A 15,190-nucleotide genomic window follows, 5' to 3' on the forward strand; every position below is an offset into this window, starting at 1 on the left:
TTTTAAAAAGTGTGGGGCTTTTAGATGTAATGTTACAAAACATCTTATGAAGTTAAATACATGGGCGAAAATATATAATAGGGGTGAAGACTATGCAAGAACATTTGATTGTCTCGTTAGACGGCAAAGATTATCTTGTTGAACCTGGAACCAATTTACTACAGTTTATTAAATCACAAGATACATTTGTGCCTTCAATATGTTACAACGAATCATTAGGTCCTATCCAAACATGTGATACCTGTACTGTAGAAATCGACGGTAAAATGGAACGTGCTTGTAGTACCACAATTGATAGACCAATGATTGTTAATACGCAAAATGACAAAGTACAAGCCAGCCAAAAAGAAGCATTAGATCGCATTTTAGAAAAACATATGCTTTATTGTACGGTGTGTGATTACAACAATGGTGATTGTGAAATTCATAATACGATGGACCAATGGGGTCTTGAACATCAAACATATGAATATAAAGAGAAGCCATACGAAAAAGATTATGGCCCATTCTACCGTTATGATCCAAATCAATGTATCCTGTGTGGACGTTGTGTGGAAGTATGTCAAGACGTACAAGTAAATGAGACTTTAACAATTGACTGGGAACGTCAACAACCGCGCGTTATATGGGATAACGATACTTCTATAAATGATTCTTCTTGCGTGGGATGTGGACAATGTGCAACAGTTTGTCCATGTAACGCGATGTTGGAAGTTAATATGGAAGGTAATGCAGGTTATATGACTGACCTAGAACCTGGTTCATTAGCGGCAATGATTGATTTAACGAAAAAAGCAGAACCAGGATACGGTCCATTATTTGCTGTTTCAGATTCAGAAGCGGCAATGCGTGAGGAACGCATCGAAAAAACTAAAACTGTATGTACATATTGCGGTGTAGGTTGTTCTTTCGATGTTTGGACAAAAGATCGTGAAGTATTAAAAGTGCAACCACAACATGAATCACCAGCAAATAAAATCTCTTCTTGTGTTAAAGGTAAATTTGGTTGGGATTATGTTGATTCTGATGAACGTTTAACAAAGCCATTAGTGCGTAAAAATGGTCAGTTTGAAGAAGTGGAATGGGAAGAAGCACTCGCAGTAGTAGCTGAAAACTTTAATAAAGTAAAAGGAACTCATGGTTCAGATGGTTTAGCATTTATTTCATCATCCAAAGCAACGAACGAAGAGTCATATTTAATGCAAAAATTAGCTAGACAAGTCATTGGTACGAATAATGTGGATAACTGTTCACGTTATTGCCAAGCGCCTGCTACTAAAGGTTTATTTAGAACAGTCGGTCATGGTGGCGACTCTGGTTCAATTGAAGATCTTGAAATAGCTGATATGGTCGTCTTGATAGGTACAAATACAGCTGAAGCACATCCAGTTATCGCGTCACGAATTAAACGTGGTCATAAACTTTATAATAATACATTAAATGTATTTGATATTCGTAAGCATGAAATGGCGGAACGTGCTGATAATTTCTATCAACCAAAACCAGGTACAGACTTAGTATGGTTATCAGCAGTGACAAAATATATTATCGATGAAGATTTACATGACAAAGCATTCATTAATGAATGGGTAAATCATTTTGATGAATATTACAAATCATTAGCGCCATACACAATGGAATTTGCGGAAGAAACAACAGGTATCTCTAAAGATGCGTTAATTGATTTTGCACATCAAGTTGCAGATGCTAAATCTGTCTCTATAGCATGGGCTATGGGTGTTACACAACAAGATATCGGTAGTGATACATCGACTGCGATTTCTAACTTGTTATTAGCGACAGGTAACTACAGAAAACCAGGTTCAGGTGCGTATCCTTTACGTGGACATAATAACGTACAAGGATGTAGTGATATGGGAAGCATGCCAGACCAATTCCCTGGCTATCAAAAAGTGACTGATGATGAAATTAGAGCTAAATTCGAACGTGAATATGGTGAAACATTACCAAAACAAGTAGGAAAAGATAACCATCAAATGATGGAAGGTATCCACAATGGCGAAATTGATTCATTATATTTATATGGTGAAGATACGGGTATTGTTGATTCTAATATTAACTTTGTACAAGCTGCTTTAGAGAAAGTTGGTTTCCTAGTTGTACAAGATGAGTTCTTTACATTCACTGCTACTTATGCAGATGTCGTATTACCAGCAAGCCCATCATTAGAAAAAACAGGTACTTTTACGAATACGGAACGCCGTATCCAACGTTTGTTCCAAGCACTAGAACAAAAAGGTGATTCAAAACCAGATTGGCAAATTATACAAGCAGTTGCTAAGGCAATGGGATATGATTGGAATTATACACATCCAAGTCAAATCATGGACGAGATTGCACGTCTAACACCACTTTATTCTGGTGTGAATTATGATAGATTAGAAGGATACAATAGTTTACAATGGCCAGTAGCTGAAGATGGTACGGATGAGCCAATACTTTATCTTGAAGGGTTTAATTTTGAAGATAAGAAAGCTAATTTCTATCCATTAACATTTGATAATTTCTTTAAAGTGAATGAAGAATATGATTTGCATGTAAATAATGGTAGATTATTAGAACATTTCCATGAAGGTAATATGACTTATAAAGTACCTGGACTTGAATATAAAGTACCTAATGCTTTCGTTGAAGTCTCACCAGAGCTTGCAGAGGATAGAGGTATCCATGAAGGTGCAGAAATTAAATTGATTTCTGAAACGGGTGAAGTTGAGCTTGTAGCACATGTCACAGATAGAGTAAAAGGCAAAGAAATTTATATTCCGTTAAATAACAATGCAATGGCACATGGTGATCATGGTGCGATTAATCTATTAACTAATAGTGATGTTGATAAAGATACAGATACACCATCATATAAACGTACAAGTTGTCGTATGGAAGTGAAGACACGTAGAGGTAAATCACCATTGAATCCTACGAACTTCCGTGTTAATAAGCAACGTCAACCGCAATATAGTGTTCGTGTTCAAGATAAATGGAAGCGTGAAGATTATACTTTCCCAGGAAGTCAGGTGGATAGATAATGGCTGAGAGAATCACACAGATTAAACGCATGCAAAAATCAGAAGCAGAACTCAAGGAAGAAAGTTTAACTGAAGTGACAGATGCAATTGTTGCTAATAAGGATAGTATTTTAAAAGCAATCAATATCATTAGTACACTAGACGATGCTAAGCTATTAGATGCAATGTCTGGTGCGGTTAAGAGTAGAGGTGTGATTGCCAATAAATTCGCTGTAGAATTAAATAAAGAGCAATACACTGGTTTAATTTCAAACATGGCATCACTTGTATTTTTACTTGGTGATTTAAATGTGGATGATTTAACAACAATGTTAAATAAAGTAAACAAAGGATTAAGTGTTGCTAATAAGGCAAATCCAAATCAAAAAACGTCAATTACTGGATTGATGGGTATCTTGAAAGACGATGAAATGAACCGTAGTTTAACGTATATGTTAAATATGTTAAGAGGTATGTCTAGAGATTAACCATGGGCCTTGTAAAGCATAATTCATTAGATATTTAATGAGCGTTACAATTTATAAGTTCAATAATGAGGAATGTGCATAAGAGATCAAATAATCATTTTGGTTTCTAGCACGTTCCTTTTTTTGTTTTATAAAATGACATATTGAAACAAAGCTAAATGTGATACAATTTCTAATGTCGGTATTAATTTTTAATCAATTATTTATAGCAAGGAGTGGAAGTCTTATCAGCCCGAAAATGGTAAAAATCTTAGCTATTATTTCAAATGTATTATTAGTGATTGGTATAGTATTTTTGATCACTTTAAATATAGCAATGGCAATAACCATGTTTGTTGCGTCTCTTGCAATAAGCTTAACCATATTTAATACATTATTTAGAGAGCGAACAGCGATGAAAATTATAATCAATATTTCATTTGTAATAGTTTTAATTGCTATTATATTTGCTTATGTTACATTAACAAAATAAGTGCAAGATGAGGAGTTTTTCACGAAATGAATGACAACATAAAGGGTAAAATACCTATGTTTATTATAATTTTAATATTAGTTGTTTTTGCAATCTTATTTATTGTTAATGAAACCCATTTATTTGATGACGAAAAAACACATACTTTTGATGAAGCGGTTGAAAAACAAGTAGGTGCTGGTACATTAAATATGACAGAGAAAAATGGGCGATTTGTTGAAGCGTCTAAAAAAGATGTAGAAAAAGCAATGGATGTAAATAGTGACAAAGATAACTTAAATCATATGGATATTTCTGAAAAAGTGTCCATGTCTGAAGAAGAACTCAATAGTATTTTAAAAGATAAAGGTATTTTAAAAAATAAAGGGCAAGCATTTTTAGATGCTCAAGATAAATATGAAGTGAATGTCTTGTACCTTGTAAGTCATGCACTTGTTGAGACAGGAAATGGCAAATCAGAGCTTGCTAAGGGCATTGAAGATGATGGTAAAACATATTTTAATTTTTACGGCATTGGTGCTTTTGATGAGAATGCAGTTCATACAGGTAGCAGTTTTGCAAAAAAACAAAAATGGACATCACCTGAAAAGGCAATTATGGGTGGTGCGCGCTTTGTGAGAGGTAACTACTTTGAAAATAATCAACTCTCCTTGTACCAAATGCGCTGGAATCCTAAGTCACCAGGAGAACATCAATATGCAAGTGATATTGAATGGGATGAGAACATTGCTACGTTTATGAAACATTATTATCATCAACTAGGTATAAAAAAAGATCATATTAATAAAGACTACTATCTATAAATGAAGATATAACAAAACATTTGAAAGAGAGTCATATTAATAATGAAGAAATTGGGAAATTTGGAGTGAATTAAAAGATGAAAATAGCTATAGTGGGTGCTGGAATCGGTGGATTAACAGCTGCAGCATTATTGTGTGAACAAGGACACGAAGTTAAAGTTTTTGAAAAAAATAGCACTATTACAGAAGTCGGTGCAGGCATTGGTATCGGTGGTAATGTCATTGACAAACTTGGGAAACATGATTTAGCAAAAGGTATTAAAAACATAGGTCAAGTTATCAATGTTATGGAAATATTAGATGATAAAGATAATGTGTTAAGTAAAGCAAAATTGAAGAAAAACACAGTGAATTTAACAATGACGCGTCAAAGTTTAATTGATGTAATTAAATCATACGTTCCTGAATCTGCTATTTATACTAATCACCATGTTACGCATGTTGATAATAATGCTTTAAAAGTTGTGATGCATTTTGAAGCACAAGAAGCAGAAGCATTTGATTTATGTATTGGTGCTGATGGACTTCATTCGAACATAAGACATACTGTAGCACCTAATAGTAAAACACAGTATCAAGGATATACGGTGTTTAGAGGTCTTGTAGAAGATATCGATATTAAGTCTGATAATGTTGCAAAAGAGTATTGGTCTGCAAAAGGTAGAGTAGGTGTCGTACCGTTAATAAATAATCAAGCTTATTGGTTTATTTCAATCAATGCGAAAGAAAATGATGCGACAATGCAATCCTATGGTAAGCCACATTTACAAGCTAGATTTAATCATTTTCCAAATGAAGTTAGAAAAGTGTTAGATAAACAAAGTGAAACAGATATTCTATTACATGATATTTATGATTTACAACCACTAAAAACTTTCGTCTATCAGCGCGTGATTTTATTAGGCGATGCGGCACATGCAACAACGCCAAATATGGGACAAGGCGCTGGTCAAGCAATGGAAGATGCTATCGTACTAGCTAATTGTTTACAAGCTTATCCATTTGAAGCAGCATTACAAAGATACGATAAAATCCGTGTGGAGCATACCAAAAAAGTCATTAAGCGATCTAGAAAAATTGGCAAATTAGCTCAAAGAAGCAATAAAATCGTTATTTCATTAAGAAATAGCATAGCTAAAATCATGCCTAATCGTCTTGTTGCAGCGCAAACTAAGTTTATATACAAATCGAAAAACAAATAAAAATAAAACCCCGAAACACAGTTTGACTGTTGTTTCGGGGTTTTTTGTGATTGAAGTATTTTAGTTCACAATAAATTTAGGTTGGTCATTGTTCAATTTACTAATTGTATCATTAGCTACGATTTTAGACATCATATCACGTGATTCAAATGTAGCATTACCTATGTGCGGAGTGATAACGACATTATCTAATGTTTTAAGTTCATCATTAATCTCCGGTTCGAATTCGAAGACATCTAAAGCGGCACCTTCAATTTCTTTATCTTTCAATGCTTGTACTAAAGCTTTTTCGTGAACAATAGGTCCTCTTGAAGCATTAATTAGGTAACTCGTTGGTTTCATCATTTCAAATTGCGCTTTGTCAATTTGGTGATGAAGGCTTGGATTATAAGCAGCATTAATTGTAACAAAGTCTGCATTTTTTAATAATGTTTCTAAATCAACATATTTAGCACCAATCTCTCGCTCTTTATCAACTTTTTGATGTGGTCCAGTATATAAAATGTTCATGTCGAAAGCTTTGGCACGTCTAGCAACAGCACTACCTATTTCACCTAGACCGATGATACCAATTGTTTTTCCAGAAACTTCTCTACCGCGGAAAAATAGTGGCGCCCATCCATCAAAACCAGTTGTTCGACATAACTTGTCGCCTTCTGGAATTCTTCTTGCCACTGCGAGTACAAGTGCAAAAGTTAACTCGGCTGTAGAATTGGTAGATGCTTTAGGTGTATTGGTAACATCGATATTTTGTTGTCGTGCATAATCAATATCAACATTATTGAAACCCGCACCATAATTTGTGATGATTTTTAGGTTGTTAGCTGCATCAATCACTTCTTTGTCTACAGAAGTAGACAGCAAGCTAATTAATGCGTCAGCATCTTTAACACCTTGTTTAAGTGTTTCTTTATCAATGATACCTGTTCCTTCATACATATCTACCTCAAAGCCTTGGTCTTTCAATAAGTTAAGACCCACTTCAGGTATTGGACCTGCAATATAAACTTTTACCATGTATAATCACTTCCTTTACACTCAAGTATAGTAAAATTCTATTGTGCAAACAAATAATAATATTGTGAATTATAAAAAAGTCGACTTTAAATAGAAAAAATCGCTTAATAATAGGGGTGTTAAAGTACATTTTAATAAATAAAAAAGAGTGGCAGTTAGGACTAAAATATAATTAGACCTTAACTTACCACTCTAAATAGTTAAAAACTGTCAAATTGTACAGGACTGAGAATAGTGCTATACCACGGTTGTTGAAAGATTTAACTAACGATTTTTAAACCGACAATAGATAGGATGATTAAAGCAATAAAGAAGATTCTTTTTGCGTTTTTTGACTCATTATATAAAAACATCCCTACCAAAGTACCGCCACCAGTACCAATGCCGCTCCAAATAGCATAAGCGGTGCCCATAGGTATATCATTCATAGCAAGCTTCAAAGTACTGAAACTACAGATAAATGCAACTGCTAATAGAATGACAAGCCATTTCTTTTTGGTGCGTGAAATTTCATTTAATATAACTACGCCAACAACTTCTAATAGTCCGGCGATTAATAAAATAATCCATGCCATTAGCCATCAGCCTCCTCTGTAGTTAATTTCAACCCTATGATGCCAATAATTAATATGATAATTAAGCTGATTTTTACTAAATCGAATGGATCACCAAAAAAGATCATGTCTACAAGTACTGTACCTACTGCACCGATACCAACGAATACAGCGTATACGGTACCAACGGGTAAGTATTTACAAGCAGATATAACAAGAAAGAAACTGATAATAATTACAATAAACGTTCCTGTCCAACTAAGTAATGAGTCGGCAGTATTTAAACCAGTCACCCATACAATTTCAATGAGTCCAGCTAAGATCACTTTGAACCACTGCATTTGATGTGCCTCCTTATAATCACTAAATTATTATATTTTCTCAAATATTTGGATAGAGTTCAATGTTATAAGATGTGAAAGCAGAATTGTATTACAATCATATTATTAGAAAAATATATTTCTTGAATTGACGCATTTATCCGCAATACTAAAATAAGAGCCCGAAACAAAATGTCCCGGGCTCTTACATCATTCAATATTATATTTTAAAGTCATTTAAAGACTTAGTTTAAGTGGATATAGTTGTAAGAACTTGCTTCACCAGCAGAAATAGTACGTTCACTAACTGAGAATGGTCCACCGTTGTAGTTCATTTCTGAAACTTCTACAGAACCGTCGCTATTTACATTTTCAACGTATGCTACGTGACCATAACCACCAGCAGTAGATTGTAAAATTGAACCAGCTTCAGGTGAGTTGTTTACAGTGTAACCTGCTGAAGATGCTGCTGAAGCCCAGTTGTTCGCATTGCCCCAAGTTGAACCAATGTTTCCGCCTACTTTATCGTATACGTACCAAGTACATTGACCAGCTGTATATAAGTTAGCACTTGAACCTGAAGTAGATTGTGTTGTGCTTTGGTTAGTTGGTTGTGTTTGTTCTGCTGCGTCTGCTTCATTTCCGTGATCTAAACCTACGATTGCTGCGCCAATACCTGCTGTTAAAGTTGTTGCTGTTACTAATTTTTTCATAATTAAAAAATCCTCCCAAAGATTATAAATAGTTATATGTGATTCAATTCATTTGTGTTGAATTTGAATGTTGATTAATTTTGCGGTTTGCTTTCAACGACAAGTAATACTCTAACAGATGAATCAAGCTTTGTGTGGATTGTTACGCTTTTGTAAAACAATTAAAAAAACCTCACATATCGTTGTAATAAACGAGATGTAAGGTTACAGAATCGTATCAAGTCGTAATACGAAATAAAACGCGTTAATATAAGGTTTTTACAAATTTTTTGTATTTCAAAAAGCTATCATTATTACAGTAGCTGTAAAGAATCACAAAATTGTGTTTAGATTATTTAAAGAATCTTATAGATAGTGGCGGTAAATAATCTTCTCCATTATACGCTTTTACTGCAGCTACAATTGTAAAAATAAAGTTCAGTATTACAATAATTGGTAGTAATACAAAGCCTATTAATATCAACATCGTGATAGTTCCAATTATTGACCAAATAACGTATGAAAGTAAGAAGTTGAAATAATTTTTACCTGCTCTATCGACAAACGGTGAATCCTCGCGTTTAATTAACCAAATAATTAATGGTGCGATTAAAGAAGTAAAGAAACTTAATACATAAATTAATGTTGCCATTAATCTCGCATCTGAATTAGGCTCTTGGTTTACATTTGTATAAGTTTGTTGATTATAATCTGTTTCTGCCATATTAGTTAAACCTCCTTTATCCTAAGACTTATAGATAGATTAACTATATCAAATTTTGAAAAATAATAGTATATCGCTTGAGTTTTTCATTTAATTTTAAATATGACTGTAACGCAATGTGTATACTTGTTAAAATATGATAATGTGATTTATCGCATCCTTATTTAACTATAACCGGAAATTTAAATTGTAAACCAGTGTTTATTAAATTTCCTTATAGGCTATAGTTGTAAGTAATGACTAAAATGGACAGTATTCAAAAATAAAAAGAAAGAAGGTAAATTATGAAAATAGCTATCGTGGGTTCAGGTAATGGTGCAGTGACGGCTGCATTAGATATGATTAGTAAGGGACATGAAGTTAAGCTATATTGTAGAAACCAATCAATCAATAAATTTGATAAAGCATTTGAACAGGGTGGATTCACTTTTAATAATGAAGGTGAAGAGAGCTTTGTTGAATTTACGGATATTAGTGATGATATGGAATATGTCCTTCAGGATGCTGAAGTGATCCAAATTGTGATTCCATCTTCATTCATTGAACACTATGCACAAACAATGGCACCTTTTGTTAAAAAAGAACAACTTATTTTCTTTAATATTGCAGCTTCTATGGGGTCTATTCGATTTATGAATGTACTTGAAGATATGCATATAGACGTGTTACCTCATTTTGCAGAAGTAAATACATTAACTTATGGTACGCGAGTTAATTTTGAAGAAGCACGTGTAGATTTATCACTAAATGTTAGAAAAGTACATTTTTCAACCTATGATAAAGAGTATTTGAGTGAGTGTTTCGATAAAATTGAAAAATTATATCCAAATATCGTCAAAGAAGAAAGTTTATGGAAAACAAATTTAGAGAATGGTAACCCAGAGGTACATCCGGGACCAACTTTATTAAATATTGGTCGCATCGATTATGCGGATAGTTTTGCTTTATATGAAGAAGGTATTACGAAGCATACGGTTAGATTATTACATGCAGTTGAATTAGAAAGACTAACTTTAGGGCGTAAGCTAGGTTTTGAATTATCTACTGCAAAAGAGGCACGTATTGAAAGAGGTTATCTAGAAAGACAAGATGAAGACGAACCATTGAATAGGTTATTTAATACGAGTCCTGTATTTTCACAGATTAAAGGCCCAAATCATGTGAAAAATCGTTATTTAACTGAAGACATTGCATTTGGATTAGTATTGTGGTCTAGCCTAGGGCGTGAAATTGACGTTGCAACACCTAATATTGATGCGATCATTGTGCTTGCATCAACAATATTAGAGCGTGACTTTTTTGAAGAAGGTCTAACAATCGATGAATTAGGTAAAGATAAACTAGGGTTTGAATAATGAATCATATGACAAAGGGGACTTGTGTATGAAAAGACAACCAACATTTTTGGAATCAATTTCAACGATACTAGTAATGATTATTATCGTTATTACAGGTTTTGTAGTATTTGATATACCGATACAACCACTATTGATACTTTCATCTGCTTATGCTGCTTTAATAGCTAGAAGAGTAGGATTAAAATGGCAGGATTTAGAAGAAGGAATAACGAAGCGTTTATCTACTGCAATGCCAGCATTATTCATTATCTTAGCAGTGGGTATTATTGTTGGTACATGGATGTATTCTGGCACTGTTCCGGCATTAATTTATTATGGTCTAGAGTTTTTAAATCCTAACTACTTTTTAGTTTCAGCATTTATTATTTGCGCTGTTACTTCAGTTGCGACTGGAACAGCATGGGGTTCTGCCTCTACTGCGGGTATTGCATTGATGGCCATCGCAACACAATTACATATCACACCCGGTATGGCAGCTGGTGCAATTATTGCTGGCGCAGTATTCGGTGACAAAATGTCGCCTTTATCTGATACAACCAATCTGGCAGCTTTAGTTACGAAAGTGAATATCTTTTCTCATATAAGAGCCATGATTTGGACAACTGTACCAGCTTCTATTATAGGTCTTGTCGTATGGTTCTTTGCTGGAAGACAATTTGGAGGTAATACGAACAAAGCTCAAGTTAACGCATTGTTAAAAGAGTTGTCACAAATATACAATATTAATTTCTTTGTATGGATTCCATTAATTGTAATCATTATTTGTTTGCTGATGAAAATGTCAACTGTACCAGCGATGCTCATTTCAGCATTAAGTGCCATCATTGTTGGTGCTTTTAACAATGGATTTAAAATTGTCGACGGTTTCAAAGCAACATTTGATGGGTTTAATAAAGAAATGGTGTCAGTGAATAGTGGGGATTTAACGAATAGTGCAGTGAGTTTAATAGAACAAGGCGGCATTATGAGTATGACCGAAATTATCGTTACCATATTTTGTGGTTATGCATTTGCTGGTATTGTCGAAAGGGCAGGTTGTTTAGATGTCATTTTACAAAAAATATCTAAAAATATTAATACAGTCGGCCAATTAGTGCTTGCAACTGTTTTAGGTGGACTTATGATGGTACTTGCTGCAGGCGTAGCATCTGTAGTGATTATCATGGTCGGTGTATTAATGATGGAAATGTATAATAAAATGGGACTTGATAGATCTAATTTATCTAGAACATTAGAGGACTCAGGTACAATGATTATACCTTTAATTCCATGGGGAACATCAGGTATTTATTATACCCAACAATTAGGTGTTACAGTTGATCAATTCTTTATATGGACAGTACCATGTTATCTATGTATCGTATTTGCGATATTCTATGGATTTAGTGGAATAGGAATTAAAAAAGCACAGCCAAATGAATAATGTAATATGAGTATGGTAATTAAAATGCAATGATTTAAAGCAGTTCGATGTCATATTGTGAGTCATCGAGCTGTTTTTTTATTATAAATAAGTAGCCATATGATACTTGCTGTATGAAAGTAATAACTTTTAAATAAAGTTATTTAATTAAAAATTAATGAAGGGTATAAAAAGACTGCTTTTAATAAAACATGAACAATTATTTATATGAATCTTAAATAAGAGGTTTAAAAATATATAATTAGGCTATACATAAATAAGGATGAGATGAGTCCGAATTGTACATAGTAATCATTGTAGCGATATTACTTATATACAAAGGGCATCGTTAATCCTACTAATGTAGATAAAGATTTTAAATATCCTTCTATTATCTATTTTATAATCGGTTTTGTTCTGTATATTGTAGCGATATTACATTATAGAACCGATTTATTAACGCGACCATATATTTAAGTTTCTAGTTTAGAAATCCTAATTTCAAATTTAGTTAATATGGATTGATGATTATAGAAAATATAGTTTTAATTTATTATAAATATGATGGCAACTGCGTCAACATAAAGACTTGAATAAAATATAATGAAAACGAGAGTCTGGGACATAAATAGATGTTTTAGACTCTTTTTCAATCCTAGTCATTCTTGAGGGGCAGGTAGGACTACGAAATCTTTATTAGAAGATTTGATTTCTGTTCACTTTATATTAAAAAAGTACTGTTGAATGTGGTTGAGATAAAAAACAATTAAAGTTCAAGGTTTAATGGATAACAAAAAAAGACAATCCATATGGATTGTCTTTTTGATGACACTAAAATTAGTGAATGTAGTTGTAACCTGAAGCTTCGCTTGCAGAGATTGTACGTGAAGTAACAACTCCAGCACCTTGGCCATAGTTCATTTCAGAAACGTTGATTGAACCGTCGCTGTTTACATTTTCAACGTATGCTACGTGGCCATATCCACCAGCAGTTGATTGTAAGATTGAACCTGAAGCAGGTGAGTTGTTTACTGTGTAACCTGAAGCAGCAGCTGCGCTTGCCCAGTTGTTAGCGTTACCCCAAGTTGAACCAATTTTACCGCCAACTTTGTCATATACATAATATGTACATTGTCCAGCTGTGTATAAGTTGTTTGAAGAACCTGAAGTATTAGAAATTGAGTTTGAACCATTTGAATTTGATGGCGCGCTAGTTGTACTTACTTTAACATTGCTGTTTGAAGTAGAGTGAGAAACTGCACCTTTACCACCAGTACCTTGGTTATTAGTTGTATATGATTGAGTTGCATTATTGTTAGTTGAGTTAGCATTGCTGTAACCGTTGCTAGTGTGACCTTGGTCACTGTTGCTTGGGTTCCAGTTACCTTGCCAAGTGTAGTGGTATTGACCTTGTTGATCTATAGTATAAGAATAGCTATATGAACTTGGGTCATTTGGGTTGTACCCACTATTGTTGTTTTCTGCTGCATCTGCATCATGTTGTGCAAAAGCAAAAGTAGCGATTCCTGCAGTAGCGATAGTAGCTGTAGCGATTTTTTTCATTGTTAAATATCCTCCTAAGAATAGTAAATAATTTAAAATTTAGTTTTAATTTTATCCCAGTCTCTAAACGACAATTTTTATAATTTTTATTCGCTGTTTCAACGACAAGAATTACTTTACCAAAAAATAAGTGATTTGTGTGCGTTGTTATCATTTTGTAATTTAGTTCTAATAATTAACCCCTTTATGTAACAAATAAATCGAGGTGTGACATAGGACTAAAGACCGGTGGTATCATGTTTTAGTATAATAAAGTGTAAAATAGCACTTTATTATATTACAAAGCTGTAAAATAACAGAAAATTACAAATGGGAGAATATGAGACTATTTATATATTTAAAATAACAAAAAATTACTTTGCGACCATTTTATGATTTACTAATTATATTAAGTTAAATGTAATTTGTACCTAAATAAATGTTTTAGTTTTGTTTGAGCAATGATATTGACACTTAATGGAGAAGAGATTATGATATTGAGTATAAAAATTATACTAATTTGAGAGGTGAATGAATGAAAATAGAATTAGGTTTAACTTCTTTTGCAGATAATATGGATTTGCACACAGAAGTAGGTACTCAACCTGGTATATCAAATGCGCAAAGAATTCGTAACATAATAGAAGAAGTTGAAACCGCTGATCAATATGGACTTGATGTTTATGGCTTAGGAGAGCATCATAGACCAGATTACGCTGTATCAGATCCAGTTACTGTGTTAGCAGCTGCTGCAACAAATACACATCATATTAAACTGAGTAGTGCTGTAACTGTATTGTCATCGGATGACCCAGTACGTGTATATGAACGTTTTTCTACATTAGATGCAGTTTCTAATGGACGTGCTGAAATAATGGTAGGTAGAGGTTCATTTATAGAGTCTTTTCCATTATTTGGTTATAATTTGAAAGATTATGAAAAGCTCTTTAATGAGAAGATTGATTTATTAATGCACATTAATCGTAATGAAATTGTTAATTGGGAAGGACAAATCCGACCGTCTATAGAAAATCTAGGTGTTTATCCAAGGGCAGAACATCGACCCCTACCAATTACAATAGCAACAGGTGGTACACCAGAATCTTCATTAAAAGCAGGAGCGTTAGGTTTACCAATAACTTATGCTATAATTGGTGGTGATCCAAAAAGGTTCAAAAGAAATATAGATATGTATAAATCTATAGCAGAATCTTATGGACATGATATTAAAGCTTTACCTATTGCAACACATTCATGGGGTTATATTGCTGAAACCGATGAACAAGCTAAACGTGAATTCTTCCCATCAGTAAAGGCAAGTCATGATATATTGGCAAAAGAACGTGGTTGGCCAATGTATGATGAAAATAGTTTTGAACGTGAGGCTGGATCACAAGGTGCATTGTATGTTGGCAGTCCAGAAACTGTAGCAAATAAAATCATTGAAACAGTTGAAGCATTAGGCATTACACGTTTTATGTTGCATACCCCAGTGGGATCTATTCCTCATGAAAGAACAATCAATACGATTAAATTATTGGCTGAACGTGTAAAACCTATTGTAGATAAATATTTTGAAAACAAATAAAA

General features: G+C 33.5%; 14 protein-coding genes. 8 read left to right on the forward strand and 6 right to left on the reverse strand.

Translation table 11 applies throughout. The annotated features are described in order from the left end of the window. Window positions 1-92: 92 nt before the first annotated feature. The 5 genes from fdhF to M1D64_RS03045 all read left to right on the forward strand — a co-directional run bounded on the left by fdhF (window position 93) and on the right by M1D64_RS03045 (window position 5,991). On the forward strand, window positions 93-3,047 hold the full coding sequence (fdhF, locus tag M1D64_RS03025) for a formate dehydrogenase subunit alpha (RefSeq protein WP_002482552.1): 2,955 nt from the start codon (window positions 93-95) through the stop codon (window positions 3,045-3,047). Continuing rightward, window positions 3,047-3,514 (forward strand): helical membrane plugin domain-containing protein, encoded by a 468-nt coding sequence (locus tag M1D64_RS03030; protein WP_002482553.1) that lies wholly within the window; start codon window positions 3,047-3,049, stop codon window positions 3,512-3,514. Before fdhF ends, M1D64_RS03030 begins: the two co-directional genes overlap by 1 nt. A gap of 238 nt (window positions 3,515-3,752) precedes the next feature. After that, window positions 3,753-3,986, forward strand: coding sequence for a hypothetical protein (locus M1D64_RS03035; protein WP_011302547.1), 234 nt, complete (start codon window positions 3,753-3,755; stop codon window positions 3,984-3,986). 26 nt (window positions 3,987-4,012) lie between these two features. Beyond that, window positions 4,013-4,789: an N-acetylglucosaminidase gene (locus M1D64_RS03040; protein ID WP_115347283.1), complete on the forward strand. Its 777-nt coding sequence runs from the start codon at window positions 4,013-4,015 to the stop codon at window positions 4,787-4,789. 77 nt (window positions 4,790-4,866) lie between these two features. Further along, window positions 4,867-5,991, forward strand: coding sequence for an FAD-dependent monooxygenase (locus M1D64_RS03045; RefSeq protein ID WP_037537876.1), 1,125 nt, complete (start codon window positions 4,867-4,869; stop codon window positions 5,989-5,991). Between the two features lie 60 nt (window positions 5,992-6,051). Here the strand turns inward: M1D64_RS03045 and M1D64_RS03050 are convergent, their stop codons facing one another. The 5 genes from M1D64_RS03050 to M1D64_RS03070 form a co-directional block, all read right to left on the reverse strand. Beyond that, window positions 6,052-7,008, reverse strand: a complete 957-nt coding sequence (locus M1D64_RS03050; protein WP_002482556.1) for a 2-hydroxyacid dehydrogenase family protein — start codon at window positions 7,006-7,008, stop codon at window positions 6,052-6,054. Between the two features lie 260 nt (window positions 7,009-7,268). Then, a complete protein-coding gene (locus tag M1D64_RS03055) occupies window positions 7,269-7,583 on the reverse strand; it encodes a DMT family transporter (RefSeq protein ID WP_002482557.1) in 315 nt (104 codons plus the stop codon). After that, complete coding sequence (locus M1D64_RS03060) at window positions 7,583-7,903, reverse strand: DMT family transporter (RefSeq protein ID WP_011302551.1); 321 nt, start codon at window positions 7,901-7,903, stop codon at window positions 7,583-7,585. The genes M1D64_RS03055 and M1D64_RS03060 overlap by 1 nt, the downstream gene beginning before the upstream one ends. A gap of 224 nt (window positions 7,904-8,127) precedes the next feature. Further along, complete coding sequence (locus tag M1D64_RS03065; RefSeq protein WP_002482559.1) at window positions 8,128-8,595, reverse strand: CHAP domain-containing protein; 468 nt, start codon at window positions 8,593-8,595, stop codon at window positions 8,128-8,130. Between the two features lie 331 nt (window positions 8,596-8,926). Next, complete coding sequence (locus M1D64_RS03070; protein ID WP_002482560.1) at window positions 8,927-9,298, reverse strand: DUF4870 domain-containing protein; 372 nt, start codon at window positions 9,296-9,298, stop codon at window positions 8,927-8,929. Between the two features lie 284 nt (window positions 9,299-9,582). Between M1D64_RS03070 and M1D64_RS03075 the strand changes: the two genes are divergently transcribed. Further along, a complete protein-coding gene (locus M1D64_RS03075) occupies window positions 9,583-10,653 on the forward strand; it encodes an NAD/NADP-dependent octopine/nopaline dehydrogenase family protein (RefSeq protein WP_037537878.1) in 1,071 nt (356 codons plus the stop codon). A 28-nt stretch (window positions 10,654-10,681) separates the two neighbouring features. Next, window positions 10,682-12,079: a Na+/H+ antiporter NhaC gene (nhaC, locus tag M1D64_RS03080; RefSeq protein WP_041079138.1), complete on the forward strand. Its 1,398-nt coding sequence runs from the start codon at window positions 10,682-10,684 to the stop codon at window positions 12,077-12,079. A gap of 816 nt (window positions 12,080-12,895) precedes the next feature. Here nhaC and M1D64_RS03085 read toward each other — a convergent pair. Next, window positions 12,896-13,621, reverse strand: coding sequence for a CHAP domain-containing protein (locus M1D64_RS03085; protein WP_002482563.1), 726 nt, complete (start codon window positions 13,619-13,621; stop codon window positions 12,896-12,898). Between the two features lie 514 nt (window positions 13,622-14,135). Between M1D64_RS03085 and M1D64_RS03090 the strand changes: the two genes are divergently transcribed. Then, window positions 14,136-15,188 (forward strand): LLM class flavin-dependent oxidoreductase, encoded by a 1,053-nt coding sequence (locus M1D64_RS03090; protein ID WP_002482564.1) that lies wholly within the window; start codon window positions 14,136-14,138, stop codon window positions 15,186-15,188. The last annotated feature ends 2 nt before the right edge of the window (window positions 15,189-15,190 follow it).

The organism is Staphylococcus sp. Z5-21, assembly GCF_056529615.1.

Bases quoted from the DNA above. Each gene is read 5' to 3' on its own strand.
- nhaC (WP_041079138.1), top strand. From the start codon at position 10,682: ATGAAAAGACAACCAACATTTTTGGAATCAATTTCAACGATACTAGTA.
- fdhF (WP_002482552.1), top strand. From the start codon at position 93: ATGCAAGAACATTTGATTGTCTCGTTAGACGGCAAAGATTATCTTGTT.
- M1D64_RS03090 (WP_002482564.1), top strand. From the start codon at position 14,136: ATGAAAATAGAATTAGGTTTAACTTCTTTTGCAGATAATATGGATTTG.
- M1D64_RS03085 (WP_002482563.1), bottom strand. From the start codon at position 13,621: ATGAAAAAAATCGCTACAGCTACTATCGCTACTGCAGGAATCGCTACT.
- M1D64_RS03045 (WP_037537876.1), top strand. From the start codon at position 4,867: ATGAAAATAGCTATAGTGGGTGCTGGAATCGGTGGATTAACAGCTGCA.
- M1D64_RS03070 (WP_002482560.1), bottom strand. From the start codon at position 9,298: ATGGCAGAAACAGATTATAATCAACAAACTTATACAAATGTAAACCAA.
- M1D64_RS03050 (WP_002482556.1), bottom strand. From the start codon at position 7,008: ATGGTAAAAGTTTATATTGCAGGTCCAATACCTGAAGTGGGTCTTAAC.
- M1D64_RS03030 (WP_002482553.1), top strand. From the start codon at position 3,047: ATGGCTGAGAGAATCACACAGATTAAACGCATGCAAAAATCAGAAGCA.
- M1D64_RS03060 (WP_011302551.1), bottom strand. From the start codon at position 7,903: ATGCAGTGGTTCAAAGTGATCTTAGCTGGACTCATTGAAATTGTATGG.
- M1D64_RS03065 (WP_002482559.1), bottom strand. From the start codon at position 8,595: ATGAAAAAATTAGTAACAGCAACAACTTTAACAGCAGGTATTGGCGCA.
- M1D64_RS03035 (WP_011302547.1), top strand. From the start codon at position 3,753: ATGGTAAAAATCTTAGCTATTATTTCAAATGTATTATTAGTGATTGGT.
- M1D64_RS03075 (WP_037537878.1), top strand. From the start codon at position 9,583: ATGAAAATAGCTATCGTGGGTTCAGGTAATGGTGCAGTGACGGCTGCA.
- M1D64_RS03040 (WP_115347283.1), top strand. From the start codon at position 4,013: ATGAATGACAACATAAAGGGTAAAATACCTATGTTTATTATAATTTTA.
- M1D64_RS03055 (WP_002482557.1), bottom strand. From the start codon at position 7,583: ATGGCATGGATTATTTTATTAATCGCCGGACTATTAGAAGTTGTTGGC.